24 protein-coding genes are annotated in these 26550 nt (G+C 71.2%); 11 read left to right on the top strand and 13 right to left on the bottom strand.

Features of this window, described 5'->3' with window-relative positions; all coding sequences use genetic code 11:
* Positions 1 to 117 precede the first annotated feature (117 nt).
* The 4 genes from FE256_RS11435 to FE256_RS18470 form a co-directional block, all read right to left on the bottom strand.
* Entirely contained in the window at positions 118 to 1218 is a 1101-nt protein-coding gene (locus FE256_RS11435; protein ID WP_138175710.1) for an NAD(P)-dependent alcohol dehydrogenase, read from the bottom strand.
* A complete protein-coding gene (locus tag FE256_RS11430) occupies positions 1215 to 2687 on the bottom strand; it encodes an aldehyde dehydrogenase family protein (protein WP_138175708.1) in 1473 nt (490 codons plus the stop codon). Before FE256_RS11430 ends, FE256_RS11435 begins: the two co-directional genes overlap by 4 nt.
* Positions 2684 to 3379 carry an alpha/beta hydrolase gene (locus FE256_RS11425; RefSeq protein ID WP_289508582.1) on the bottom strand — a complete coding sequence of 232 codons (696 nt, stop codon included), beginning with the start codon at positions 3377 to 3379 and terminating at the stop codon, positions 2684 to 2686. Before FE256_RS11425 ends, FE256_RS11430 begins: the two co-directional genes overlap by 4 nt.
* Positions 3380 to 3472: 93 nt before the next feature.
* Positions 3473 to 5707: an ATP-binding protein gene (locus tag FE256_RS18470; protein ID WP_138175704.1), complete on the bottom strand. Its 2235-nt coding sequence runs from the start codon at positions 5705 to 5707 to the stop codon at positions 3473 to 3475.
* 172 nt (positions 5708 to 5879) lie between these two features.
* On the opposite strand from FE256_RS18470, the gene FE256_RS11415 reads away from it, so the two are divergent.
* From FE256_RS11415 to FE256_RS11390, 6 genes are all read left to right on the top strand, one after another.
* The gene (locus FE256_RS11415; RefSeq protein WP_138175702.1) at positions 5880 to 7076 is read left to right on the top strand and encodes an ABC transporter substrate-binding protein; all 1197 of its coding nucleotides are present in this window, start codon (positions 5880 to 5882) and stop codon (positions 7074 to 7076) included.
* Entirely contained in the window at positions 7073 to 7858 is a 786-nt protein-coding gene (locus FE256_RS11410; protein ID WP_138175700.1) for an ABC transporter ATP-binding protein, read from the top strand. Before FE256_RS11415 ends, FE256_RS11410 begins: the two co-directional genes overlap by 4 nt.
* Positions 7858 to 8532, top strand: coding sequence for an ABC transporter ATP-binding protein (locus FE256_RS11405; protein ID WP_252370990.1), 675 nt, complete (start codon positions 7858 to 7860; stop codon positions 8530 to 8532). Before FE256_RS11410 ends, FE256_RS11405 begins: the two co-directional genes overlap by 1 nt.
* Positions 8529 to 9383, top strand: coding sequence for a branched-chain amino acid ABC transporter permease (locus FE256_RS11400; RefSeq protein ID WP_138175696.1), 855 nt, complete (start codon positions 8529 to 8531; stop codon positions 9381 to 9383). The genes FE256_RS11405 and FE256_RS11400 overlap by 4 nt, the downstream gene beginning before the upstream one ends.
* Complete coding sequence (locus FE256_RS11395; protein WP_212743507.1) at positions 9380 to 10360, top strand: branched-chain amino acid ABC transporter permease; 981 nt, start codon at positions 9380 to 9382, stop codon at positions 10358 to 10360. The genes FE256_RS11400 and FE256_RS11395 overlap by 4 nt, the downstream gene beginning before the upstream one ends.
* A gap of 476 nt (positions 10361 to 10836) precedes the next feature.
* Positions 10837 to 11121: a helix-turn-helix transcriptional regulator gene (locus FE256_RS11390; protein WP_252370988.1), complete on the top strand. Its 285-nt coding sequence runs from the start codon at positions 10837 to 10839 to the stop codon at positions 11119 to 11121.
* Positions 11122 to 11648: 527 nt separating this feature from the next.
* Here the strand turns inward: FE256_RS11390 and FE256_RS11385 are convergent.
* A complete protein-coding gene (locus FE256_RS11385; protein ID WP_138175692.1) occupies positions 11649 to 11954 on the bottom strand; it encodes a hypothetical protein in 306 nt (101 codons plus the stop codon).
* Between the two features lie 109 nt (positions 11955 to 12063).
* Between FE256_RS11385 and FE256_RS11380 the strand changes: the two genes are divergently transcribed.
* A complete protein-coding gene (locus tag FE256_RS11380; RefSeq protein ID WP_138175690.1) occupies positions 12064 to 12876 on the top strand; it encodes a shikimate 5-dehydrogenase in 813 nt (270 codons plus the stop codon).
* Positions 12877 to 12902: 26 nt separating this feature from the next.
* Here the strand turns inward: FE256_RS11380 and FE256_RS11375 are convergent, their stop codons facing one another.
* The 4 genes from FE256_RS11375 to FE256_RS11360 all read right to left on the bottom strand — a co-directional run bounded on the left by FE256_RS11375 (position 12903) and on the right by FE256_RS11360 (position 15907).
* Positions 12903 to 13361: an acyl-CoA thioesterase gene (locus FE256_RS11375; protein WP_138175688.1), complete on the bottom strand. Its 459-nt coding sequence runs from the start codon at positions 13359 to 13361 to the stop codon at positions 12903 to 12905.
* 59 nt (positions 13362 to 13420) lie between these two features.
* Entirely contained in the window at positions 13421 to 13798 is a 378-nt protein-coding gene (locus FE256_RS11370; RefSeq protein ID WP_138175686.1) for a hypothetical protein, read from the bottom strand.
* A gap of 100 nt (positions 13799 to 13898) precedes the next feature.
* Positions 13899 to 15203 carry an ABC transporter permease gene (locus tag FE256_RS11365; RefSeq protein WP_138175684.1) on the bottom strand — a complete coding sequence of 435 codons (1305 nt, stop codon included), beginning with the start codon at positions 15201 to 15203 and terminating at the stop codon, positions 13899 to 13901.
* Positions 15200 to 15907, bottom strand: coding sequence for an ABC transporter ATP-binding protein (locus FE256_RS11360; protein WP_138175682.1), 708 nt, complete (start codon positions 15905 to 15907; stop codon positions 15200 to 15202). Before FE256_RS11360 ends, FE256_RS11365 begins: the two co-directional genes overlap by 4 nt.
* 131 nt (positions 15908 to 16038) lie before the next feature.
* On the opposite strand from FE256_RS11360, the gene FE256_RS11355 reads away from it, so the two are divergent.
* Positions 16039 to 17250, top strand: a complete 1212-nt coding sequence (locus tag FE256_RS11355; RefSeq protein WP_138175680.1) for a sensor histidine kinase — start codon at positions 16039 to 16041, stop codon at positions 17248 to 17250.
* The gene (locus tag FE256_RS11350; protein ID WP_138175678.1) at positions 17247 to 17912 is read left to right on the top strand and encodes a response regulator transcription factor; all 666 of its coding nucleotides are present in this window, start codon (positions 17247 to 17249) and stop codon (positions 17910 to 17912) included. The genes FE256_RS11355 and FE256_RS11350 overlap by 4 nt, the downstream gene beginning before the upstream one ends.
* Before the next feature lie 117 nt (positions 17913 to 18029).
* Here FE256_RS11350 and FE256_RS11345 read toward each other — a convergent pair whose 3' ends face one another.
* The gene (locus tag FE256_RS11345) at positions 18030 to 19766 is read right to left on the bottom strand and encodes a Na+/H+ antiporter (RefSeq protein WP_138175676.1); all 1737 of its coding nucleotides are present in this window, start codon (positions 19764 to 19766) and stop codon (positions 18030 to 18032) included.
* Between the two features lie 227 nt (positions 19767 to 19993).
* Between FE256_RS11345 and FE256_RS11340 the strand changes: the two genes are divergently transcribed.
* Complete coding sequence (locus FE256_RS11340) at positions 19994 to 20329, top strand: hypothetical protein (protein WP_138175674.1); 336 nt, start codon at positions 19994 to 19996, stop codon at positions 20327 to 20329.
* Here the strand turns inward: FE256_RS11340 and FE256_RS11335 are convergent.
* On the bottom strand, positions 20319 to 21248 hold the full coding sequence (locus tag FE256_RS11335; RefSeq protein ID WP_171024309.1) for an AraC family transcriptional regulator: 930 nt from the start codon (positions 21246 to 21248) through the stop codon (positions 20319 to 20321). The genes FE256_RS11340 and FE256_RS11335 overlap by 11 nt on opposite strands.
* A 224-nt stretch (positions 21249 to 21472) precedes the next feature.
* Between FE256_RS11335 and FE256_RS11330 the strand changes: the two genes are divergently transcribed.
* Positions 21473 to 22438, top strand: a complete 966-nt coding sequence (locus FE256_RS11330) for a carbon-nitrogen hydrolase family protein (RefSeq protein WP_138175670.1) — start codon at positions 21473 to 21475, stop codon at positions 22436 to 22438.
* Positions 22439 to 22469: 31 nt separating this feature from the next.
* Here FE256_RS11330 and FE256_RS11325 read toward each other — a convergent pair whose 3' ends face one another.
* Both FE256_RS11325 and FE256_RS11320 read right to left on the bottom strand, forming a co-directional pair.
* Positions 22470 to 25817 carry an ATP-binding protein gene (locus FE256_RS11325; protein WP_138175668.1) on the bottom strand — a complete coding sequence of 1116 codons (3348 nt, stop codon included), beginning with the start codon at positions 25815 to 25817 and terminating at the stop codon, positions 22470 to 22472.
* On the bottom strand, positions 25814 to 26473 hold the full coding sequence (locus FE256_RS11320) for a DUF4194 domain-containing protein (RefSeq protein WP_252370989.1): 660 nt from the start codon (positions 26471 to 26473) through the stop codon (positions 25814 to 25816). Before FE256_RS11320 ends, FE256_RS11325 begins: the two co-directional genes overlap by 4 nt.
* Between the last annotated feature and the right edge of the window lie 77 nt (positions 26474 to 26550).

Here is a 26550-nt window from a genome sequence, read left to right as displayed (position 1 = left end):
GGGTGGGTGAGCCTGCCGCGCGCGTCAGGCGCGCCTGCGAGGCGGGTCGGTCCCCTCGCGACACGGGCCCGGCACGCCACCGCAGGGGCCGGATGCTCTCAGTACACCCGGATGCTCTCAGTACACGATCACCGGCTTGACGGTCCTGCCGTTGTGCATGTCATCGATGGCGCTCGCGATGTCGTCGAGGGCGTAGCGCTTCTCGAGCTTCTCCAGCGGCAGGCGCCCGTCGGCGTGGAGCGCGACGAGCCGGGGGATGAGATCGCGGGGCTCCGTGTCGCCCATCGTCACGCCGCGCAGGACCTTGCCGCTGAGGATCCCCTGGATGTCGACGGCGATCTCGGTGCCCGGCGGTGGCGCGCCGCACACGAGGACGGTCCCCCGGACGGCGGCGGCATCCAGCGCGGTGCGCGCGACCCCGGGATGGCCGGTGGTGTCGAACGTCAAAGTGACGCCGCGTCCCCCGGTGAGCGCGGCGAGACGTGCGGCGACGTCCTCGCTGGACGCGTCGACGGTGTCGGTCGCCCCGAGTTCGTGGGCGAGATCGAGCCGCGCGGCGACCCGATCGATCGCGATGATCCGGGCCGGCTCCCGCATCGCCGCCGCCATGATCGCCGACAGGCCGACGGCCCCGGCCCCGTACACGGCCACCACGTCGGTGGGGCCGGGATCCAGCACGTTCCACATCGACCCGAAGCCGGTGAGCACCCCGCATCCGAGCGGGGCGAGGACGGTGAGGTCGGCGTCATCGGCGACGGGAACCAGGCTGCGTTCGTCGGCGATCGCGGAGGTCCCGAACGACGACTGCCCGAAGAAGTGCGACGCCACCGGCTCGCCGTCGCGGGTGACCCCGGCCGACCCCTCCGGCCGGAGGCCACCGAGGAGGTTCCGGGGGAGCCACGTGTCGCAGTACGCGGGATGGGCGCTGACGCAGGAGTCGCACGCGCCGCACGAGGTGAAGCTCAGCAGCACGGCATCCCCGGGAGAGACCGCGGTGACGCCCGGCCCGACCTTCTCGACGCGTCCCGCCCCCTCGTGTCCGATGATCTCGGGGGTGGGGAACGGGATGCCGCCGGCGAGCACCCCGAGATCGGTGTGGCAGAGCCCCGTCGCGGTGAGCCGCACGAGGACCTCGCCCGGCCCGGGATCGGCGTACTCGACGTCGGCGACGACGATCCGCCCGGGCGCCTCGATGATCGCGGCGCGCCCCGCGGTCATGCCCGACCACCGAGGTCGAACACGATCGAATGCGGCTTCTGATACGACTCCAGCGCCTCGGGACCGCCTTCGCGGCCCCACCCCGACGCCTTCACGCCGCCGAACGGCACCGCGGGGTCGAGCACGGCCCAGCCGTTCACCCACGTGATCCCCGCGCGCAGGCGGGCGGCGACGCGGTGCGCCCGCGCGAGGTCGGACGTCTGGATGCCGCTGGCCAGGCCGTAGCGCGTGCCGTTGGCGAGTGCGATCGCTTCGTCCTCCGTGTCGAAGGGCTGCACCGTCAGAACAGGCCCGAACACCTCGTCGACGACGATCTCGGCGTCGGGATCGAGATCGGCGAGGACCGTGGGGGCGTAGAAGAAGCCGCCGTCCCGTTCCACGGCGTGACCGCCCGTCACGACCCGCGCACCGGTCGCCCGGGCCCGCTCCACCATGCTTGCGACCTTCTCGAGCTGCACGCGACTCGCGAGCGGGCCGATGACGGTGGCCGGGTCGGCGATGTCGCCGAACGGCACCTGCGGCACGGCGTCTTTCAGGATGCCGAGCACGACACCGTAGACCGAGCGCTCCACGAGCAGCCGCGGGCCGGCCATGCAGAACTGTCCGGCGTTGAAGACGAACGCCGAGATCACGGTGTGGATGGCGCGGTCGAGATCGGCGTCCGCGAACAGGATGTTCGCGGCATTGCCGCCGAGCTCGGCGGTGAACGGCTTCAGGCTGCGTCCCGCCAGCGCCGCCGCGTGGGCCCCGATCTCGGTGGATCCGGTGAACGCGACCTTGTCGACGTCCGGGTGAGCGACCAGGTGGTCGCCGAGGGCGGCGCCGGGTCCGGTCACGACGTTGAACACCCCGTCGGGGACGCCCGCCTCGCGCAGCAGATCGGCCATGAGCAGGGCCGTGAGCGGAGTGTCGCTCGCGGGCTTGTGCACCACGGTGTTGCCGGCGACCAGGGCCGGGGCGATCTTCGTGCTCGAGAGGATCAGCGGGAAGTTGAACGGGGTGATCGCGGCGACCACCCCGAGGGGTTCGCGCCGGACGTACGCGTGCACGTCGGCGGTGATCTCGCGGACGTCCCCGTCGAGCCGGTGCCCGAGCGCGGCGTAGTACTCGTACAGTTCGGCCGCGTTGTTGACATCGACGACGCGGGCGAAGGTGATGGGCTTGCCGACGTCGAGGCTCTCGGCCTGGGCGAGCTCCTCGGCTCTTTCGCGCATGAGCGCGTAGGCCCGCTGCAGGATGCGAGCCCGCTCCCGGCTCGACATCCGCGGCCAGGGCCCGTCGTCGAACGCGGCGCGGGCGGCGGCGACGGCCGCGTCGACGTCGGCCACGGTCGCACGGGCGACGTCGGTGATCTTCTCTCCCGTCGACGGAGCGAGGACGTCCATGCGGCCGCCGTCGGCGGCATCCCGCCACCGCCCGTCGATGAACAGGCGACCGGGCGCGAACGCCGGGGCGGTGACAGCGCTCATCGGCTCGTCTCCGCGGTCTCGAGGGCATCCGCGAGCACGCCGGCGAACCACACCGGGTCGTCCTCGAACGGCGTGTGCCCCGTGGGTACGCGCACCACGTCGGCACCCATGCGGGCGACGAGGTGCTCCTGGAAGGGCGTGGGCACGAGCGCGTCGCGCTCGGTGAGCACATAGGTCGTCGGCTTCGCGCGCCAGGCGACGCGGGTCACCGGTGTCGTGAACGCCGCGAGCGACTGCGGCCGGAACGTGTCGGCGATCTGCGCCGCGAGATCGGCGGGCGCGTCGAGCGGCAGATCGGCGCTCACCATGGCGATCCGTTCGGTACGGGACCGGCCCATCGAGACCATGCCGTCGGCGACGCCCCAGAACTCCGGGAAGCCCCCGCCGACCGCCTGCTGCAGCGTCTCTCCGGCATCGAGGGCGAACGCGGCCACGTAGACGATCCGCTCCACGGCGGGGTGGTCGCCCGCCTGCGTCGTGGGGATGCCGCCGTAGGAGTGGGCGATCAGGGTCACCGGCCCGTCAGCGGCATCCAGTTTCTCGGTGATCGCAGCCGCGTCGGCGTACATGTCGACGGTGCTGCCGATCGTGGGCAGGGCGACGGTGGCGACGAGGAAACCGCGCCCGCGGAGCTCCTCGGCGAGACGATCGAACACCCAGGGGCCGGCCCAGGCCCCGTGGACGAGAAGGATGCGGGGAGGGGAAAGGGTCCTCGGACGGGGACGACCTCGACGTCGTCGCGCCCCCAGTCTCCGTCGCGCCGCGGGGGCACGGTATCCGTAGGACTACCGAACAGCGCTCAACGTCGACTGGTACCAGGCCGCGATCTGCGCCCGGGAGGTGAACCCGAGCTTGGCGAGGATGCGCTGCACGTGCGTGTCGACCGTGCGCACCGACAGCACCAGGCGCTCGGCGATCTCCCGGTTGCTGAGACCCTCGTGGATGCCGGCGGCCACCTCGCTCTCGCGGGCGCTCAGCCCCGCCGCGGGCCGGCCCGGTGCTCCGGCGAACGCCGCGGCCTCGGCGGGCGACAGTCGCTCACCGATCGCCGACAGGCGTCGGAACGCCTCGTCGCCGAGGCGCTGCCGGACGGTCGCCACGCACCGGTCGTGCTGCGCGACCATGTGCGGACCGTGCACCGCGATGCCCGAGTCGATCCGCCGCCACCAGCTGAGCGCCGCGCCGAGCAGGACAGCGGTGCGCTCGGTGGGGGAGCGGGCGGCGTCGATCCAGCCCAGCAGCTCCAGGACCAGGCAGTCTCCGACGGGGTCGTCGATCCCCTCCTCGAGCACCAGTGCGTCGCGTGCGTGACGCTCGGCCTCGTCGAGGTCGCCGTCGGCGTACAGCGCCAGGGCGATCGCCCACATCGCCAGCGAGCGCACCCACCGCTCGTCGATGGACTCGGCGTACCGCAAGGCCTCGCGCGCGGGTGCGGCGGCATCCGCGAGCCCGAGCTGGGTGCGCGTCACGGTGAGCTGGAACTGGGCGACGAGCGCCTCCTCCGGGCGTCCGAGCGCCCGCGCGAGCCCGATCGAGCGCAGCAGTTCGTCGCGGGCGCGCTCGCCCTCGCCCGCGAACAGCGCCCGGCTGCCGTTCCACCGGCGTAACTCGACCTCGCACAGCCCCGCCTCGGGCTCCGGGACCAGAGGTAGAAGCGCCTGCGCATCGTCGAGGTGCGCTTGCGTTTCCTCCAGCGCCCCCTGGAGCACGCACAGCCATGCCGAGACCAGCAGCGCCGGTACCCGGGCGGCGGCAGAGCCCCCGGGCAGGGCAAGGAGCCGGCGTGCCCACCGGCGTCCCTCCGTGAGGAAACCGCCGACGCCCCAGTGATAGCGCAGATCGGAGAAGAGCTCCAGCGCGCGGTCGGTGTCCAGCGCCACGGCCGTGCGCAGCGCGGCATCCACCTCCGCCCGGTCCGCCCGCTGACCGCCGAGGATCTTGCGTTGCGCGGGGCCGTACCAGTGCGTGCGGGCCAGACGCGCGAGCCCGGCGTAGTGCTCCAGGTGGCGACGGACCAGGCGCGGCTGGTCCCCGGCCTCCTCCGCGCGGTCACGGCCATAGCTGCGGATCGTCTCGAGCAGATGGAACCGGCCCGAGTCGCGGTCGGCCTCGACGACCGACTGCTCGATCAGCTGATCGAGGGTGTCGACGGTGGCGGCGTCGTCTCCGCCGGCGACCGCGACGGCGGCCTTCAGATCGAACGGCCCGGAGAACATGCTCAGCGCCGCCCACAACCCGCGCTCCGCCGGCGTGCAGAGCTCGTAGCTCCAGTCCACCACCGCGCGCAACGTCCGCTGTCGCGAGACCGGAGCGCGCGTACCGGCGCGCAGCAGCGTGAACCTCTGCGACAGCCGGCGTCCGAGCTCGACGACGGAGAGCGTGCGCAGACGTGCGGCGGCCAGCTCGATCGCGAGGGGCAGCCCGTCCAGTGCCCGGCACAGCTGCGCCGCCGCCGCCATCTCCGCGGGGGCGAGGGCGAATCCGGAATCTCCCGCGCGGGCGCGTGCCACCAGCAGGGCCACTGCGTCCGCCGGCTCGTCACCCGCGGCGTCGGTGGTCAGCGGCGGAACGGCGAACACCTGCTCTCCGTCGACGTCGAGCCGGCGCCGGCTCGTGGCCACGATCGTCACCCGGGGGAGCGCGTCGAGGAGATCGTCGACCACGGAGGCGACCGCGTCGATGAGGTGCTCGCAGTTGTCGAGCACGATCAACGCCGTCTCTCCGCTGAGGACATCGATGATGAACTCCAGCGGTCCGCGCGCCGAGAGCTCGCCGTACGGCAGCGCGTGCGCGATGGCCTCGGCGACCCGGCGCGGATCGCTCACCGCGTCGAGTCCGACGAAGAACACGCTCGTGGACGTGCGCAACGCGTGCGCGTTCGCCGCCCGCACCGCCAGCCGGGTCTTCCCTACTCCGCCGACCCCGGTGAGCGTCACGAGCCGGGCGTGGGCGAGCTCGCCAGCCAGGGACTCCAACTCGCGTCGACGCCCCACGAACTCGCTGCGCGGCTCTCTGATCACGGCGATGCGTCCTTGCTCTCGGTGGCTTTCATTATGTGCGGGTCGTGTCGGGCACGGTGAGGTTCGGCCGCCGATTACGTCATTTCACGGATAGACGGGACCGTTCTCCGCCCCGCGACAATGGCCGCCGACCCCAGTGGGTCCGTGTTCAACGACGAACCAGGAGAAGTCCATGCGCAGAACCGTCCCCGTGGTCGCCACGGCCGCCCTCGCCCTCGCCCTCAGCGCCTGCTCCGGCGGTGCCACGACCTCGCCCGACTCCGCGTCGGGACCCGTGAAGATCGGAATGGTCGTCCCCCTGACCGGTTTCCTCTCGGCCCTGGGGCAGGGCGACAAGGAGGCGGCCGAGCGCGTCGTCGCCGACATCAACGCCGCCGGCGGCATCGACGGGCGTCAGGTGCAGCTCACCGTCGTCGACGACAAAGCCGATGTCACCGAGTCGGTGAAGCAGTTCAACCAGCTCGCCTCCGACCCGTCCTACTCGGCGATGCTCGCCAGCAGCTTCGTGTCGGCGGCGACCGCGGTCGGCAGCACGGCGCAGTCGGCGAAGATCCCCACGATCGCGCTCAGCCCGGTCGACGCGTTCGCCGACGGCAGCAACCCGTACGCCTTCACCTCGCCGCCCGTTCCCGCCGTCTACGCCCGCGCGCTCGTGGACTACTGGGTCGCGCAGGGCGTGAAGACCCTGGCCATCGGCTATACCGGCGGCGACCTGTACGGCGGCAACGGCGACAAGGCGACCGTGCAGTTCGCCGAGGAAGCCGGCATCCAGGTCGTCCTGGACGAGGCGTACGACCAGACGGCCACCGACTTCACGCCGCTGATCACGAAGGTCGTCGCCGCGCAGCCCGACGCGTTCGTCGTCTGGGGTGCGGGTCCGGCACCGGTGATCATCACCAAGCAGATCGCCGGCAAGGGCATCGACACGTACTTCACGGGAGCCGAGGCCTCCGACCTCTACCTCCAGCCCGCGGGTGACGCCGCCGAGGGCGTCATCGCCGCGGCGACCGTGGCGATGGCCGGTGAGGCGCTCCCCGACGGCGCGTACAAGACCAAGGTCATGGCGATCGCCCAGCCCTGGATGGAGGCCAACGCCGGCGCGTACCCTCCGGAGTTCGCCTTCGGCGGCGCCTCGGGCGTCGAGCTCCTGGCCTCGGCGATCGACCGCGCGGACTCCACCGACCGTCAGAAGGTCCGTGACGCGCTCGAGCAGACCGATCTGCTGACCTCGAACGGGCACTACTCCTACAGCCCCACCGACCACATGGGCCTGGATGCCACGTCCCTGGCGATCTTCCAGGTGACTGGCGGCGCGTGGGTTCCGACCGAGTACGCGACGAAGAAGTTCGCGACCGAGCTGCCCCAGTGAACACGACCGCACCGTCCGCAGGGCTCGAAGTGTGGGGTCTGTCCCGCCGCTTCGGCGGCGTCTACGCGAATCGCGACATCTCCTTCTCGGTCGCTCCCGGCGAGCTTCGGGGGGTGATCGGGCCGAACGGGGCGGGCAAGTCCACGCTGTTCGGCCTGATCAGCGGTCACCTCCGCCCGCAGGAGGGAACGATCCGTCTCGACGGCGAGCGCATCGATCGCCTTCCCGCGCACCGCCGGGCGCGCCGGGGAATCGCGATCGTCTTCCAGGGCGCGCGGCTGTTCCCGAGCATGACCGTGTGCGAGAACGTCGCCGTCGGTGCGCACGCGCGCACCGGGGCGGGGGCGGTGGAGGCCGCCCTCCGGCTTCCGCGTCACCGGCGGGAGGAGACCGCGATCATGGCCGATGCCCGCGCCGCGCTCGAGCGCGTCGGTCTCGCGGACTGGGCCGACCGCGGTGCCGAGCAGCTCCCGCTCGGGCAGCAGCGCCGGCTGCAGGTGGCCCGAGCGCTGACGGCCCGTCCGCGGGTACTGCTGCTGGACGAGCCCGCGTCCGGGCTGCGGGCGGACGAGCGCGAGGACCTCCGGGCCCTCTTGCGCGAGCTCCACGCGGACGGCATCACGATTCTGCTCGTCGAGCACGACGTCGCGATGGTGACGGCCCTGGCGGACCGCATCGCGGTGCTCGACCTCGGTCGGCTGATCGCCGACGGCACGCCCGACGAGATCCGCCGCGACCCCGCGGTGATCGCCGCCTACCTGGGAAGCGAGACGGCCGCATGATGCTGGACGTGACCGATCTGGTCGTCCGCTACGGAGCGGCGACGGCTCTCGACGGGGTGTCGCTGCACGTGGGTGCGGGCGAACTGGTCGCCCTCGTGGGTCCGAACGGCGCGGGCAAGACGTCTCTCGTGGATGCCGTCAGCGGGCTCGTGCGTCCGGCGTCGGGCACCGTGCGGGCCGACGGCACCGTCGCGCAAGTCCCCGAGGGGCGGCAGATGTTCGGCGACCTGAGCGTCGACGACAACCTGCGCCTCGGGGCGTGGCGGAGACGGCGCCGCGACACCGACGCCGTGTACGACCTGCTCCCCGACCTCCGCCGGGTGCGGCGCCAGCGGGCGGACACCCTCTCGGGTGGGCAGCAGCAGATGGTCGCGGTGGGTCGTGCCCTCATGGCCGAGCCCGACCTGCTCGTCATCGACGAGCTCTCCCTCGGGCTCGCCCCGCTCATCGCCGCCGATCTGGTGCGGCACCTCGCCCAGCTGAACGCCGACCGGGAGACGGCCGTGCTGCTCATCGAGCAAGAGGTCGGGCTCGCCTTCGAGCTGTGCTCGCGGGCATACGTGCTCGACGCCGGACGCATCGTCGCGGACGGACCGACCGCGCAGTTGGCCGCCGCACCGGAACTGCGCGCGGCGTACCTCGGCGGCTTCGACGGACAGGAGAACCCCTCGTGAGCGATCTCGCCACATATCTGCTGAGCGGACTGACTCTCGCCGGTTCGTTCGCTCTCGTCGGCAGCGGCATCGTCGTGGTGTACCGCGTGACCCACGTGCTGAACTTCGCCCAGGGCTCCTTCGTGGTGTTCGGCGCGTTCCTGTCGCAGACCTTCCATCAGCTCGGCGTGCCCCCGGGGCTGGCGGAGCTGTCGGCGGTGATCGTGGTGGGGCTCATCGGGTTCGTCGTGGGCGCCGTGGCGATCGGAAAACCCGGCACGCACCCCATGACTTCGCTCCTGATCACCCTGGGCATGTCTCTCGTGTCCGCCGCCGTGATCATCGCGGTGTGGGGGCAGAACCCGGTCTCCCCTCCGGGCCTCACCGGAACGGTCCGTCTGTTCGGCGCCGAGGTCGAGATCCAGCGGCTCCTCGTGCTCGGCGTGGCCGTCGTGACGCTGGCGCTCATGAGCGTGCTGTTCACCCGCACCGACATCGGTCGCGCGCTGACCGCGGCGGCATCCAATCCCCGGGCCGCACGTCTCGTGGGCATCGACACCCGGATCATGGGGCTGCTGTCCTTCACGATCGCGGGCGTCCTGGGCGGACTCGCCGGGGTGCTGATCGCGCCGACCACCGCCGTCTCGGTGACCTCCGACCTGCCGTTCGTGCTCAGCGCGCTGGCGGCCGCGGTCTTCGGCGGGCTCCGGAGCCCCTGGATGACCTTCGTCGGCGCCGTGGTGCTCGGCGTCACCGGACAGCTCGTCGCCGGCTACGCCAGCGGCTCCTACCAGACCCAGATCGCGCTCATCATGATGCTCGTCCTCATGATCGCCCGGTCGCGCTCATTCACCGTCGAGGAGGCGAAATGACCCGCATCGTCATCGTGGTGGCCGCTGTCGCGGCCGCCCTGGCCCCGCTGCTGGTCTCCGACCAGACGTTCCTAGTGCAGACCGCGTTGGCCGCGATCGTCGTCACCGGCCTGTCGCTGTTCATGGGGTACGCCGGGCAGGCCTCGCTCGGACAGGGCGCCTTCGTCGCGGTGGGCGGCCTCACCGTCGCGGTGGGCACCGTCACCCTGGGCGTCCCCCCGGTTCTCGCTCTCGTGGTCGCGCCGCTCCTCGCCGCAGGGGCCGCCGCCCTCGTCGGGTGGCCCCTCCTGCGGCTGCGCGGCCACTACCTCGCGTTCGGTTCGCTCGCCGTGCTGTTGATCATCCAGACCGTGATGGCCACACTGCCGCTGTTCGGTGCGGGCGTGGGGATCTTCGGCATCCCGCCGCTGTCGCTCGGGGGTCTCGTCGTGACCGATCAACGGGTGTACTCCTACCTGGCGCTCGCCGGGCTCGCCGTGGCGATCCTGGTGTGCCGCAACCTCGTGCGGTCGCGGTTCGGGCGCGGCATCCGCGCGCTCGCCGGAAGCGAGTCGGCGGCGGCCTCCAGTGGCGTGCCGGTGCTCCGCAGCAAGCTCACCGTGTTCGCTGTCGCGGGCGGATTCGCGGGTTTCGCCGGGGCTCTGGGCGCCTTCTTCACGCCGTACGTCAGCCAGGACACCTACCCGCCGTTCGTCTCGTTCGGCTACGTCGTGATGGCCGTCGTCGGCGGACTCGGCTCGGTGTGGGGAGGTGTCGTGGGAACGGTGGCGCTGAGCCTGTGGCTGCAGGTGCTCAGCGTCCTCAGCGCCGCCCCGGGGATGCCCGCCGCAGCCGGCCCGATCCTGCAGTACGCGGGGTACGGGGTCGTGCTGGTGCTGTTCCTGCTCTTCGTTCCCCGAGGGATCGTCCCGACCGTCGCGGGATGGCGGCACCGGGCACGTCCCGTGCGAAAGGTCGTGGCGGCGGGGGTTCCGTAGGGTCGTCGGTCGGGGCTCTGCGCGTGCCCGGACCGCTACGGAGACGGGCGAGGTGGCCCGCCGTGCGGCCACGGGATCCTTCTCTTGTTCGACCATGTATACGTGGTATACATGGAGCGGGGCGACGGGGGAGGGGTCCGATGCAGAACGGCGCGAATCGATCGAGTTCGCGGGCCGCGAGCTCGCGGGCGGACGTGATGCGCTCCGAGGTCAACATGGCGATCGTGTGCGTTCTCCGTTACATGTCGGGCGACCTCTCGCTCACGGAGGCGGCCGCGCGTGCGGAACTCCCGCGGAGCGTCGTGACCGAACTGAGCAGCGACCTCGCGGGCTACATCCTCCCGCGGGCGCTGCGATCGCTCAGGCACTCGCGGGGGCAGTCGGGTGCAGGCGACGAGCGAGAGTGCGCCATAACGAATCACTAACGTGCCACACTGGCGTGCAATGTTTACGTGGCTCTTCGGCAACCTTGTCCTGTGGTGGTGAGCGGCGCGCCTGATCCGTGGGCGGACTATTCGCGCCTGCTCGGGGCGAATCTCCAGCGCGCGCGCCTCGGCCTGTCGTTGACTCAAGAGCGCGTGGCCCACGCTGCGGGGTTGTCGACATTCACGTATCAGAAGCTGGAAAAGGGCGAATCCAATCCGGGCACGGCCGCGAATCCTCGCCTCCAGACGCTCATTTCGCTTGCGCTCGTCCTCGAGGTCGATGTCTCTGACCTCTTGCCGCCTCCGACCACGGACCTTCTTCCGCGCAACCCGTGACGCATGGTGGAGAGGCGTACAGCGGCGGGGCTCAGAGAAGGCGTTCCTCTAAGAGGGCAACCAGCATTCTGGCGAGGCGGTGGGCGCTTTCCTTGCTGAGGACGAGACCGCGGCGGACATTGTCTTCGGGGGAGATCCAGACCCACGTGTCGCCCCATCGCGATTCGACGCCGACGGTGAGGTCTCCCGCGGCGACGTGATCGAAGGCCAGCCCGTCCGTGCCGTGACGTCGCTCGACGGCCGGGACGGACCTCGGGTCGCTCCGGTGGGAGGCGCCATGGGCCTCGAGGTGGTCATGAGATCCGTTGCACCACGGTGGGCAGGCGGCATCGGTAGGCCACTGGTCAACGTGCATGTGACACCAATCTCACAGGGGCAAGCCACTCGCCGGTCGGTGCGGTGCTGCTTCGGGTCGCTGGGCAGGTCCGTGCCACGGATCGCGTCCTCGTCTCGGGCCCCCCGGCGTCGGTCGCGACAATACCACGCATACATGGTGCGTGGCGGGGTGTGAAGAACACCCGGGTGCGTCACTCCTGGATTTCCACGTGCCATCCGTCAGCATTCGAGAGCCACAACCGTTTGCCGCCGTCGGTCGTCTGGAAATTCAGCCGGGATGCCCACTGCGCTGCCCGGTGCGCCCTCTTTCTCGACCGGCGGGGTGGCCGGCCGACGAGGGTCACATAGCCGTCCCAATGCTCGACGGTCCACGTCAAAGGGAGGAGTCCGTACCGTCGCCCCCAGGAATTGAGGGTGCGTCCGATCGCTTTCTGGAGTGCGGTGTCGAGTTCGTGCGCGATGTCCGCGGTCGCCCGGCTCCGCGCAGATTTGACCATGCATACATGGTATTCACCTCGATGCGTGTGCGTGCAATCACGGCGGCCGCAGAGCGTCGTCCCGGCTTCGTTACGATCGAGGAATCCCGCCCCGCATCCGGAGGTCACCGTGCCCGAACTCAGCAAAGACACCGCCCTGTGCATCTCCCTCTCGGGGCGCCCCTCGAACATCGGCACGCGCTTCCACAACTACCTCTACGCCGAACTGGGCCTCGACTTCGTCTACAAGGCGTTCACCACGACCGACATCGCCGCCGCCATCGGCGGGGTCCGGGCTCTCGGCATCCGGGGCTGTTCGGTATCGATGCCCTTCAAAGAGGCGGTGATCCCGCTCGTCGATCACATCGAGCCCTCGGCCGCGGCGATCGGGTCGATCAACACGATCGTCAACGATGGGGGAGTGCTCACGGCCTCCAACACCGACTACGAAGCCATCGCGAGCCTCATCGACAGCCACCGCCTCGACCCGGCGGCATCCGTGCTCGTGCGCGGATCGGGCGGCATGGCCAAGGCCGTGGTCGCGGCGTTCCACGGCGCTGGATTCGCCGACGTCACCGTGCTGGCGCGCAACGCCGAGGCGGGTCCCGCGCTCGCCGCGGCGTACGGCTTCGGCTGGATCGCCGACGATCCGGAGCCCGGTGCCGCGATCATCGTCAACGTCACTCCGCTCGGGATGGACGGGGCGGATGCCGAGACCCTGGCCTTCTCTGCCGCGCACATCGCCGCGGCGCACACGGTCTTCGACGTCGTCGCCTTTCCGGCGGAGACCCCGTTCATCCGCGCCGCGCGCGCGGCGGGGACGGACGTCATCACGGGCGCCGAGGTCATCGCGCTGCAGGCGGCCGGCCAGTTCGCGCGCTACACCGGCGTGACGCCGACGGCGGACCAGGTGGCCCGGGCGTCGGCGCATTCGCGCGCCTGACCCGCACGTTCCTCCGGCGTCAGCGCCTACTCGATGCGGATGCTGCCCGTCGCGGAGTGCTCGCGCGGCATCCGGTCGCGGTCGTACGTGATGTCGGTGTAGCCGTGCGGCGTCGGCTGCCCGTTCTCGTCGACGCTCACGAACACGAGCCGCTCGATGGTGAGGATCCGTTTGCGCGTGATCATGTTGCGCACCACGGCCCGCATCGTCAGGGACGTGCGTCCGAAGTGCGTCGCGGTCAGGCCCATCTCGATGAGATCGCCCTGCAGCGCCGACGCCTCGAAGTTGATCTCGGAGATCAGCTTCGTGACCACGCGGTAGTTGCCGAGCTGGATGATCGCGTAGATGGCCGCTTCCTCGTCGATCCAGCGCAGCAGGCTGCCGCCGAAGAGCGTGCCGTTGGCGTTGAGATCCTCGGGTTTGACCCACTTGCGGGTGTGGAAATTGATGCCGTCCTCCGAGGGATGCCACTGCGATTTGGTCACACCGACCACGCTACTCGCGTGACGCGGGTCTCCCTCGGGGACGTTCGGCCGTGCTCCGCTCAGAGGATGACGCGAGCCTCGGTGTTGCCGCCGCACCTCTCCGAGCCGTCGATGCGCTTCCAGTCCGGGCGGACGGAGCCTTCGCGCACGACGGTGCCCGTGGCATCCGTCACTCGGTAGCCGACGACCTCGAATGCGCTGAGCGGGGACACCACCCACCCGGTCGCGGTCTCGGTGGGCTCGAAATCCGACGTCGGTGAGGGCGTGCATCCCTCGCCATCGCACAGCTCGAGGGCGAGACCGGTGGTGGGGGTATCGAGGTCGAGGAAGAGCGTCGATGAGTAACCGATCGCCGGGCACGCGACCATCGGAGGGACACACCCTGTCAGCGGCAGGAGGGCGCCGACGAGGGCCAGGCCGACCACGGATCTGCGCATGCCCCGACGATAAAGCCGCCCCCGACCGGTCGCCGTGATCGTTACACGAACGAGAGGGCGGTCAGGGGCGCGAAGGCGTCGCCTCCGCGCCCCGTCGGGACTACTCGTAGCGCAGCGACTCCACGGGGTCGGCCCGGGCGGCTCGCGCGGCGGGCAGACTGCCGGCCAGGAACGCGATGCCCATGATCGCCAGCGTCGTCCCCAGGATCGACAGCGGGTCGAAGGCGATGAGCTGCAGGCCCGGCAGATCGCTGAACAGCGTTTCGCCGAGCTGAGCGCTCACCGCGGTCCCGACCGCGATGGCGACCACGGCACCGATCGCGCTGCCGAGGAGACCCAGGAGGATCGCCTCGAGACTGAACAGCGAGAAGACGCGGCCGCTGCCCATCCCCATCGCCTTCATCAGACCGATCTCGCGCGTGCGTTCCTGCACCGACATCAGCAGCGTGTTGACGATGCCGAAGCTCGCCGCCAGCAGCGCGATGATCGCGAACGCGTTGAGCACGAGCACGATCCCGTCGATGACGGCCTTGAACGTGCCCAATTGGTCGGCGACGGTCCGGCCCGTGTAACCGGCGTCTGCGAGAGCGGTCTTCACCGCGTCGATCTGCTCCGGCGTCGCCGTCGACGACACTCGGGCGCTCGCGCCGGCGTACCGGTCGAGCTGGTCCTGCGGAACGCCCGTGTTCTGCAGCGAGAACAGGGAGTCCTGCAGCGCGGTGTTGGTCGTGACCGCTGTGGTCGCGGCGAACGCCTCCTCGGTGACGCCGGTCACCGTGGCCTCGACGAGGTGCTGCGTCCGGACGGGGTCGGTCACTGCGATCGTCACGGTCTTCCCCGTCGCGTCCGCGGCGTCGGCGAAGCCCAGGGGGTCGACGAGCGACGCCGGCAGAGCCACCTCCGGTGCATCCGCGGCGTCGTCCGGTGCCGCGCCCGCCGACAGCTGCGGCGTCTGACCTCCGATGAGCCCACCGGCTGAGGCGACGTAGCGCTCCCCGCCGTCGTACTGGACGAAGTCGATCGACACGGACCGGACGGGCGAGACCTGCTCGATCCCGTCGACGCCCTCGATCGCGGCGATGTCCTCGTCGGTCAACGCCGAGACGGAGCTCGTCGATCCCGGCCGGCCCGGGCTCGTCTGCGCCGCCGCGATGGCATCGGGATCGTACTTCTGAGGGCCGGAGGATGCCGCGCCGTCGGTGGACGCCTTCGACACGGTCAGCACGTCGGAGGCGCCCATCGACGCGACCGTGTCGTCGATGAACCGGTTGATGCCCGTCCCGAGACCGTTCGTCAGGGTGAGGGTGAAGGCGCCGACGAAGATCGCCAGTACCGTCAGGATCGTCCGCGTCTTGGACCGGAAGGTGTTGGCGAAAGCGCTCGAGACGAGGTCGGTGGTCTTCATGCTGCTCGTCCTTCCTCGGACACGATCACGCCATCGCGGATCTGGATGCGGCGGTCGCAGCGCGCCGCGAGATCGTCGTCGTGCGTGACGACGATGAGGGTGATGCCGTGCTCGCGGTTGAGGCGGAACAGGATGTCCTCGACCACCGCGCCGGTCGTCGTGTCGAGGTTGCCGGTGGGCTCGTCGGCGAAGATCACCTGCGGGTCGTTGACGAGCGCACGGGCGATGACCGCGCGCTGCTTCTGGCCGCCCGAGAGCGCGGTCGCCTTGTTCTTCGCCTTGTCCTGCATATCGAGTTCGGCCAGCGCCGCCATCCCGCGGCGTTTACGTTCGGCCCTCCCGACCCCGGCGATCTTCAACGGCAGCACGACGTTGTCGAGGACCGACGCGTTGGGGGTGAGGAAGAACTGCTGGAACACGAAGCCGAACGTCTCGTTGCGCGTGCGGTTGAGACGGCGGCCGCGGAGGGTGCCGGCATCCGTTCCGTCCAAGGCGACGGTTCCGCTCGTGGGAGCGTCCATCAGCGCCAGCAGGTGCATGAGCGTGGACTTCCCGGAGCCGCTCTTGCCGACGATCGCGAGGCTCTCCCCTTTGGCGATGTCGAGCGAGACGCCGCGCAGCGCGTCGAAGCGGGCGGAGCCGCGGCCGTACGACTTGTGCAGGTCGGTGACGGAGAACAGCGGGGGAGGGTTTTCGGGTGTCATGGTCCCACCCTTGCCGCGACCGTCGGCGTGCGCGTCGCTCCCGCGGGGTGGGTGTCTACCCCCACGGGGGGATCTGCGTCTGCCCCGAGACGGCGATGGCCGCGCGCCCCGCGGGCCGCCAGACTAGGACGATGCCCTCCGCACCCACGACCGAGACCGTCCCACGGCTCGTGCCTCCCGTGCCGAGGTGGCTTCAGGACGTCCTGGTCGCGGTCCTCGTGATCGTGCCGGCGTTCGCTCCCGTTCCGTTCCCCGAGCTGCGGCCCTCCGGCCCCGTCGTGTTCGTCCTGGTGCTCCTCCCCGCGGCGGTGCTGCCGCTCCGTCGACGGTGGCCGCGCACGGTGTTCGTCGTCTGCATCGCGCTGTACGTGGCCGCGCTCGCCCTCGGCACGCTGTCGCCGGGGGCGACGGTCGCGATCGCGATCGCGGCGTATGGCCTGGGTGACCGGGTGAGCCGTCGCGCGGCGGCGCCGGTGGGCATCGCCGCCGTCGGTGTGGTCGTCACGGCGAGCATCGTCGTGACGCTGACGACCGGGATGGACACCCACTTCCTCCAGGTCGGACTCGTCCTCGCCCTCGCGGGTGCGCTGGGGAATGCCGCCCGGTCGCGGCGCGCGTACGTGGAGGCCGTCGTCGAACGCGCCCGACGTGCCGAGCAGACGCGCGAGGCCGAGGCGCGTCGCCGGGTCACCGAGGAGCGGTTGCGGATCGCGCGCGACCTGCACGACGCCGTGGCGCACCAGATCTCGGTCATCAGCCTGAATGCCGGCGTCGCCTCGTCGGCGCTGGAGACGCGTCCGGAACGCGCGCGAGAAGCGCTCGCGACCATCCGTTCGGCCTCCCGTGAGGTGCTGGGCGAGATCGGGTCGATGCTCACCGTGCTCCGCACCCCTGACGAACTCGGGATCCGCGATCAGCCGGGGCTCGCCCGACTTCCGGACGTCGTCGAGTCCGTCCGCGTCGCCGGCTGGGACGTGGTGGTGCGCGACGAGATCGGTCTCGACACGGCGACGGCGGGTCTGCCGCTCGGCGTCGACATCGTCGCCTACCGCGTCGTGCAAGAGGGGCTGACCAACGCGCTCAAGCACGGCGCCGCCCGGCGCGCGCACGTGCTGCTGCGCCGCGACGGCGACGTTCTCGAGGTCGTCGTCACCAATCCGTGGCAGGGCGCGACCGGGGCGCAGGACTCCCCGCCGTCCGGCTTCGGACTCGTCGGTCTGCGGGAACGTGTCGACTCGGTCGGTGGCGAGCTGGAGGCGGGGCCGGCTCCCGGCGGCTTCCGTCTCGCCGCCCGGCTTCCCCTGGCCGCGCACGCAGGGACCACCCCCGGAGGGCTCTCGTGACCACCGTGCTCGTCGTCGACGATCAGGCGCTCATCCGCAGCGCGGTGCGCGACCTCCTGGACGCGGCGCCCGCGATCGACGTCGTGGGCGAGGCCGCTGACGGAGAGGTGGCCGTGGAGCTCACGCGCCGCTTGTCGCCCGACGTCGTCGTGTGCGACATCCGGATGCCGCGGATGGACGGGATCGAGGCCACGCGCCGGATCTGCGCCGATCCCGCCCTGGCCGCGACGCGCGTCCTGATCCTCACGACCTTCGAAGAGGACGACTACGTCGTCGCGGCCCTGCGCGCCGGCGCGAGTGGGTTCATCGGCAAGGGCGCGGAGCCCGAGGAGATCGTGCACGCCGTCCTCGCCGTCGACGAGGGCGGCGCGCTGCTGTCACCGGCGGCCACGCGCGCGATGATCGAGAAGTACGTCCGGCACGCGGCATCCGACGCTCCCGTCTCGTCGCCCGCGCTCGACGCTCTCACCGAACGGGAACGCGAAGTGCTCCAGCACGTGGGGCGCGGGCGCTCCAACGACGAGATCGCCGCGGTGCTGTTCATCTCTCCGCACACCGCGAAGACGCACGTGAAGAACACGATGCTCAAACTCGGCGCGCACGACCGCGCGCAACTGGTCATCGCCGCGTATGAGAGCGGGCTGGTCGTTCCCGGCGCGTGATGTCTCGGCGCTCGCGCGCGGCGGTATGTCACGAGAACAGGGGATGCGCCGAGAACAGGCTGATACCGGCGGCGCGATCGGCCTGTTGCGGGTGCATCGCCTGTTCTGGGCGCGGCGTCAGTCGCCGTCGCGGTCGAGGCCGCGCGCGCGGATCTCCTCGATGTCGAGGTCGGCGAGGATCCGCCGCGCCACGAGGTCGTCGATCGTGCCCTCCCGGCGCAGACGCAGCAGCACTTCGCGCTTGCGGTCGAGGATCGCCAGACGAAGTCGCGTGGCTTCGCGATGCCGGAGGAGCGGCGAGCGCTGGGTGATGTCGACGTCGTCGCTCACGGCGATCATCTCCAGGGGGCCCGCGGTCCGTCGCCCCTCGTCGTCCGTCGATCCCGGGGGGACGGGTCCCATGCGCGACGCGGCCTCGTCCCCGCCGTCGTCCATCTCTTCCTCGCGGTCACGCTCCTCGGCGGCGCGCTGCCGCGCCACGGCGCGGGCGTTCGCCAGTTCCAACCGCTCGTAGCCCTCGCGTCGTGCGCGGTCGCGCACGTCGTCGCTGACCCCGTGCTCGGCGGCCAGGTCGTCGAGCGCCGAGAGCGCCGCACCCGAGATCGCGCGCTGCGCGAGCTCGAACTCCTCCACCGCCGCATCGTCGGAGGGCAGCTTCGCCCACCGGATCACGACCGGGAGGAGGGGCCCCTGCACGAGCAGGGTCAGCACGATCACGCCGGCTGTGACGAAGACGACGGCCTCGCGTCCCGCCACCGGCGTGCCGTCGGCGGTGGTGAGGGGCACCGACAGGGCGATCGCGAGCGACACGGCGCCGCGGAACCCCGCGACCGTGCTGACCACCCGCGAGCGGTGCCGGGACGACGTCGACGCCGAGGCCGACGGCCGCGAGAACGGCGAGAACACCCACTGGAACAGGTACCGCACGGCGGCGAGCACGAGCCACGCGGCCACGGTGACCAGCAGCAGGATGCCGATCTCCGACGGCGAGATCTCGTGGAGGACCAGTTGCACCTCGATCCCGATGAGGACGAACAGGGCGCCGTTGAGGAGGTAGACGCCGAAGGGCCACGTGGCATCCGCCGCCCGCCGGGACATCGCCGTGGTGATCCGGGGAGAGATCCAGGCCACGATGAGCCCGGCGAACACGACCGCCAAGACGCCCGACGCGTGGGAGATCTCGGCCACGAGGAACGCCACGAAAGGCACCAGCAGGAGCGTCAGGTTGATCGTGAGCGTCGACTCCATGCGGCGCAGCGCCAGGAACGCGAGGGCCGCGACGGCGATGCCGGCGGCCGCGCCGCCGAGGTAGGACACCAGCACCATCCCGGTGATCTGCCACGGCGTGACCTGGTTGCCGATGAGGAGAGACACCGCGATGGAGTACAGCACGAGCGCCGTGCCGTCGTTGGTGAGACTCTCGGCTTTGAGCTTCATGAACGTCTTCTCCGGCAGCAGCCGGCCGAGCGCGGCGACCGCGGTGGCATCCGGCGGGGCGACCGCCGCGCCCAGCACGAGGGCGGCCTCCCACGGCACACCCATCCACGTCGCGACCCCGGCGACGGCGAACGCGGATGCCACGACCAGCACCGTGCTCATCGGCACGATGTACCGCAGCGACCGACGCACCGAGCGCAGGGAGGTGGTCCACGCCTCGCGGAACAGCATGACGGGCAGGAACAGCAACAGCACCGTCTCGGGCGGGAGCTCGATCTGGCGCAGCTCCGGCACGAATCCCAGCGCCAAGCCGATCACCAGCAGCACGAGCGGCGTGGCCACGCGCAGGCGCGGGGCCAGCACGGTCCCGACGAGCATCGCGAGCCCGAGCAGAACCGTGACCTCGAGTCCTTGCATCCCCAACCGCCTCTCACCGCGCCCTCAGCACACAGCGTAGAGACGGGACCGAGAATTCCCGAGGAGGCGTTCGCCGTGGGCGTGCACTCGCCGAGCCGCGAGCGGTCCCGGGGGATGGGGTCACGCGCGCGGCGGGTGTGGGCGGCGCACGTCTGGCGGGAAATATCGGTCCACAGGGAGCCAAGTGGAGCTTTCTCTGGTCGATTCAGATGGGCGAGGGTGGTCCAATGAGCGACCTGAGATCAAGAGAGCGCGTCTTTACGAGTCCAATAGACCCAAAGTGGACTGTTTCGGAACTCCTCGACTGGATCGGTGCCGACGACGCCCGCTGCCACGACGAGCGACTGGACGGTCTGCTGAACGCCGTCGAGCGCGCGCTCGGGTCCGATGCCGACCGGGCTCGCTCGACGGTCTTTCTCGTTCGGTCGATCGTCGCCCGCGTGGCGGCGGAGGCGGCTCTGCGGGATCTGCGTCTCGACGAGCTGTGCGACACCCCGCAGGACCGTGGTCTCGAGGCGGTGGATGCCGTCCGCCTCGCGCCCGTGACCCTGGTCACCGCGTAGGCGGCGGATGAGAACTCTCGAGGCCGCGGTGCGCGGCCGGGGTGAGCTGCCACTGCCGTCGGAACGCGCGCGTGTACGACGTCGGGTCGGAGAACCCGCAGGCGAGCGCGATCTCGACGATCGACAGGCTGGTCGTCTCGAGCAGTCGCCGAGAGCGCTCGAGACGGGTGCGGCGGATCTCGGCCGCGGGGCTGCTCCCCACCTCCGCGAACGCCGCGTGGACCGTGCGTTCGGACACCCCGGCCGCGTCGGCGAGCGTGCTCACCCGGAGCCCGGGGTCGGCGACGCTGCGGAGGATGCGGGCGCGCACGTCCGCGCGCAGGGCCGCGGGGGAGCGTGAGCGCAAGGGCGTCCCGGAGTGGTGGGCCAAGACCTCCCTGAGCAGCTCCGCGCTCACCCGGGCGGTCTCCGCCGGCGACGACAACAGGCCGCGGCCCGCGAGCGACGAACCGACGACTCGCGCGAGCAAGCCCAACGTGCCCGCCCGGGACGTGCGCAGTGGCGCCGCCACCACCTGCCGCAGCCGATCCATCGAGAGCCCCAAGGCGGGGGTGGGCACCCGCACGACGAGGATGTCGACCTCGCTGGGGAACGTCAGGCGATAGGGAGCGTCCGCGAGATACAGCACGCCCTCGGCGGGGCGGACGACGGTGGTCCTGCCTCGCTGCGCCACGCGCCCCGACCCGCGCAGCTGGAGGGAGAAGAGGGCGATCTCCGAATCGACGGAATCGATGAGCTCTTCCGCGCGGACGACCTCGCCCCGGGTCGAGCGGACCCGCGAGTAGGAGACGTCGGCGACGCTTTCGTAGTCGACGCGCACGCGCGGAGCGGGTCCATCACCGGTGACGTGAAGCGGGACGAACAGGTCGGACGCGAGCTCCTGCCAACGCTCGCCCGCCGTGAGCCGTGCCGTCACCATGCGACCAGTGTGGCGGCAGGGGGTTTCGTGCGTGTTGTCGCCGGACGTCGGGGCGTCGAACGCGAGCGTCGCTCGTGTAACGGTCATGTTGCGCGGCCGCGATCCTGCGGAGAATGCCAGGTTCCGTGCAGATCGGGACTCCCCGGATGCGAGGGGCCGGCCGTAGTTTTCCGTCAGCCGGTGGGACGTTCGGATCGCCCGGCTCCCACGATGAAGGAGATCTCATGACCCGCGTCCGCGCCGCTGCCGTTCAGGCCGAGCCCGTCTGGTTCGACCTCGAGGCGACCACTGCCAAGACGGTGGAGATCATCGGACAGGCCGCCGGCGAGGGCGCCGACATCGTCGCCTTCCCCGAGACCTGGCTGCCCGGATACCCCCTCTTCCTGTGGGGGATGACGGCGGGAGAGCAGATTCCCCTCGCCGCCCTCTACCGCGCGAACTCGCCACACATCGACGGACCGGAGATCGCGCGCATCCGCGAGGCGGCCGCCGAACACGAGATCAGCGTGGTGCTCGGTCTCAGCGAGCGGGACCACGGGTCGCTCTACATGGCGCAGGTCATCATCGGTCCGGACGGCGACGTGCTGCTGCACCGCCGCAAGCTCAAGCCGACGTTCGTCGAACGCACGCTGTTCGGTGAGGGGGACGGATCGGGGCTGCAGGTCATCGACACGCCGCTCGGACGACTCGGGGCGCTCAACTGCTGGGAGCACCTGCAGCCGCTCCTGAAGTTCAGCATGTACGCGCAGCACGAGCAGATCCACGTCGGAGCGTGGCCGCCGTTCGGCGATCAGCTGGCCCAGTTCTCCGCCGAGGCGTCGATCGCGATGAGCCGGACCTACGCCATGGAGGGCGGGGTCTTCGTGCTCATGGCCAACGGCGTCATGAATAACGTCCCCGGCTTCGCCGGGGGCGGGGCCGCGGGGATCTACGGCCCCGACGGAGCGCTCCTGAGCGAGCCGATCGATCCGACCCGCGAGGGTCTCGCCGTGGCCGACCTCGACCTCGACGCCATCGGCATCGCGAAGGGATTCGCGGACCCCGTCGGCCACTACGCGCGCCCCGACGTCTTCACCTTCTCGGTCGACCGCACGGCGCGGCCGACGGCATCTGTGGGTCCCGTCGGCGAGAGCGAGCCTGCTCGCCCGGCCGGTGCGGGCGACGGAGAGCTGCCGTCGATCGCGATGTGAGCGAGACGGCGGTGGTGGCGCGTGCCCGGGCTTACGCGGGCAGCGCCACCTTGGCCTTCGCCCACGACCGGCCGCGGGTGTCCTTGAGGATGTCGTACTCCACGTCGACGTGCGGCTCGATCGCGCTGTACTTGTCGTTCGGCGCGCCGATGACGAGCTGGAAGCCGAGACCCCGCCATGCGCCGATCGCGCGCTTGGTGAAGTGCGCGTCGGCCTTGATGAGCGCCTCGTCGAGGAACACCGGGGCGTACCGGGGGCGTTCGGCCCCGGCATCCCCGAGCTGGTAGCGCAGCGCGGCGCCGACGATGAACGCGATGAGCTCTTGCGACTCGCCACCGGACTTCTCGCCGATGTGGTCGTACAGCGCGACGTGCTCGCCGGTCGCGGCACGGAAGCGCTCGGCGCTCACCCGCACGTGGTTGCGCACGTCGATGAGGTCGGCGAAGTCGGGGGCGGTGGAGCGGATGCGGCCGATGAGCCGCGCCATCCGCGCGTACACGGCCTCTCGCTCCTCGTCGCTCCCGGCCGCGTCGATCGCCGCGCGGACGTCCCGCAGCTCGCGACGGAATCGGCGCCGCACCTCGGACTGGCTCTCGCGCGGAACGATCTGCAGGCGGTGGTCGTCGTCGTAGAACGGCAGGTCGCGCATGATCTCGTTGATCGGGGCGATGCGGTCGCGGATCTCGCGCAGCGCCCGCGTGAGCGAGGAGTCGAGGTTCGTGAGGTCGTTGCCCGAGAGGCGCAGCAGACTGTCGCGCCACTCGGCCTCGATCTCGTGCAGGCCGCTGGCCTCGAGGTCGGCGAGGATCCGCTCGAAGTCGCCCAGCGACTCGTCGGGATCGGCGAGGAGGTTCGGGCTCGGCCACCGGTCGATGAAGACGGTCAGGGTGCGCCGCAGGCCCTCGCGCTGGTCGCTCCAGGTCTCCTGCGCGGCGCGCTGGTCCTCGAGCAGGCGCTTCGACGCCGACTCGAGGGCCGCGTCGAACCGCGCGAGGCGTTCGGACGGCGACCGGTCCTCGCCGTCGGGGGCGACGAAGAGGGCGTCGAGGTAGGCGGCTTCGTCGGCCGTGAGGGTGAGACCGGCGTCCTCGGCATCCTCGAGTCGCGCGTGGGCGGCGTCGACCTCGTCGGTGACCTCGGCCCACCGGGCCGCGAGCCGCTGCTGCTCGGTCTTCGCCGCGCCGATCTCCTCGCGCAGGCGCGCGGCGCGGGCACGCGTCCCCGAGATCTGCTCCTGCAACTCGGCGATGCGGGGGTTGCCGGCCGTCACCTCGGCGATCGTCTCGTTCCAGCGTTCGAGTTCGCGATCGACGGATGCCGTGTCCACCTGCTCCCACGTGAGGTCGGCGATCTTCTCCAGGGCGCTGCGCCGGTCGTCGAACGCGTCGAGGGCGGCCGCGGCCTCGTCGACGGCGGTCTTGGCCGAAGCGAGGTCGGCGCGGGCTCGAGCGATCTGCTCGCCCAGGTCGCTCAGGCGCGCACGGCTGGAGAACCCGAGAATGCTCTGCCGCACCGAACCGCCGTGGGCACCGCGCGCGCCCTGGCTGGTCTGCCCCGTGATCGTGAGGGCCATCCGGTGCTGCGACAGCTCGCGTGCGGCATCCACGCACACGAACGAGAACTGCTGCTCCAGGCGGTCCTGCAGCCAGCCCGTGAACGGGGTGCTGCGGTAGTCCAGGCGCCCGGGGAGAGTGGCCGGGTCCAACCCGGCGCGCTCGGGCAGGCCGGTCGACACACCCTCGAACCGCAGCCGCTCCGACAGCCGCACGCCGTCGATCGCGGCGCGGAAGGATGCCAGGTGCGCGGTATCCACGAGGAGGGTCGTGGCGAAACCGCCCAGGGCGAGGGTGAACGCCCCGCGCCACGGCTCGAACTCGGTGCGGACGTCGACGAGCTCGGCGACGAACGGCAGCTCCGCGGCAGTGAGCCCGGCGGCTTCGGCGAGCGCCTCGCGCGCCTCGTGCAGCCGCGGCGGGATGTTGTCGTCGCGCGTCTGGGTGCGGCGGTGCTCGGTCTCGAGGGTCGCGAGCTGCTGACGCGCCTCGGTGTGCCGGCTGCTCGCGGTGACGAAGGCGTCGCGCACCGCGGTCTTGGCATCCGCGTCGCCGAGAGTGCGGCGGGCGTCGTCGGCCAGCGCCGCGAACTGCTTCGCGGTGCCGACCTCGGCGCCGAGCACCGCCAGAGCGGCCTCGAAACGCTCGCGGTCGCGCACCATCCCGGCGCGGCGACGCTCGAGGGCGCGGAGCTCGCGCTGCGCCGCGTCGAGTCGGTCGCCGCCGGCGGCCCGCAGCACGTCGCCGAGTCCGTCGCGCTCCGCTTCGGCGGCGTCGGCGAGGGCCTGGCGTTCGCGCACGAGCGCGTCGGTGGCGTGGGTGCGTTCGCGCAGTTCGTCCTCGACGGCGCCGAGCAGATCGACGCGGCGCTGCGCGCGCCACAGCGACGCGCGCGAGGCCGGGTCGCCGAAGCGCCCCAGGGCTTCGATGATGCGCACGCGTTCGGCGGCCTCGTCGATGCGCGCCTTCATCGTGCGGATCGGCTGCAGCGCCCGCACTTGCTGGCGCGCCTCGAGCATGCGGGTGCGGGTGCTCTCGAGGCCGTCGAAGTGCGCGACGACGGCCTCGGCGGTCGCGAGGGTCTCGGGCTCCTCCAGCACCATGCGCTTGTAGAGGTCGTCGACGGTGGTGATCTGCTGCCCCGCCTGGATGCGCGCGAGCAGGCTCATCGCCTTCGCGCCGGAACCGGCCGCGCCGATGCCGAGGACCGCGTGCAACCGCGCCGAGAACTCGCGGTCGGTCGCGAGGGTGTCCAGGCCTGTCGCACGGACCGCGGCGTCGGAGAGATGCTGCTGCGCAGCGCGTTCCAGCCCGCGCAGGTCGAAGTCGCCATGGATGGTTCCGCGCACCTTGACCGCGTCGTCGAGGACGCGCGCCGAGGCGGGGAAGTACCAGGCGCGCACGGCCGTGAACCGCGCGCCGTCGTGGTCGACCCACGTCATCGCGATCGCCGTCCACGTGTCGGTGCCGTCGCCGCGCAGCACCCGCACTTTCGTGCCCTCGTCGGTGCGGGACTCGTCGAGCTTGCCGCGGCCGTACGAGAGGATGTTGCGCTGCTCCTGCCCGCGGGGGCGCCCGACGACCGCGCCGTTGGAGGCGCCGTTGAAGGGGGTCGTGTGGGGCATCATGAGCGCGACGTAGGCGTCCATCAGCGTGGACTTGCCCGATCCGGAACCGCCGCACAGCAGCGTCGCGGTCGGCGCGAAGCGCACGCGGTGCTCTCCGTCGTAGCCGCCCCAGTTGATCAGCTGGAGCTCGTGGGCGACCCACTGCTGACCGCGCGAGGCGGCGGGGATGAGGCCGAACAGCGTCTCGAGCATCGTCATGCCAGTTCTCCCTCGGCCGTGTCGGATGCCGGCGCCTCGCCCGCCGACGGCGTCGCGGTCGCGGCATCCGTCGTCTGCGCGTCGAGCCACTTCTGCAGTTCGCGCAGCACCTCGGCGCTGAGCACGATCTCGATGAGCGGTCCGATGCGGAAGCGCCCCTCGGACTCCTCCTCGATGATCCCCTCGCGGTCGAGGCGCGCGATCGCGGTGCGGACCGCTCGCTGCTGGCTCGCGCGGGTGCCGTCGCTCTCGGCGAAGTACGTCAGGACCGTCTGCTCGACTTCTTCGACGTCGACGCGCGCCGACGGCGCACCCGCGGTGGTCTCGCGCTGGAACACCGTGCGCAGATACACCAGCACGAGCGTCTCGGCGCGCGAGTAGGCCTCGTCCTTGAGCAGGATCGGCACCTCGACCTCGTCGCTGCGCACTTGCTCCTTGTAGGCGACGCCGCGCTCGTGGTCGACGACGAGCCGCACGAACAGGTCGTTCAGCCGCGACTCGATCATCTGCTGGTGCTCGAGCAGCAGCTTCCATTCGGCGGGGGAGTTCTCGGCCAGCAGGAACCGCCGCTGCAGGATCCGCACGAGCACGCGTCGCACGTCGGCGTCCAGGATGCCGCGGTCCCCGGCGAACAGAGCGTCGGGGTCGTTCTCCATCGGGACCGGGGCGATGAAGGCCGGCGTCGGGTCGACGGCGGCGGGGGCCGGCGCGGCGGGGGCGGACGTGTCGACGT

Origin of the sequence: Microbacterium sp. 5K110 (genome assembly GCF_005774735.1) — a bacterium.
Taxonomy (GTDB): Bacteria; Actinomycetota; Actinomycetes; order Actinomycetales; family Microbacteriaceae; genus Microbacterium.
Note: the sequence above shows the minus strand (reverse complement) of the source record. Positions and strands in the feature narration are given on the sequence as shown.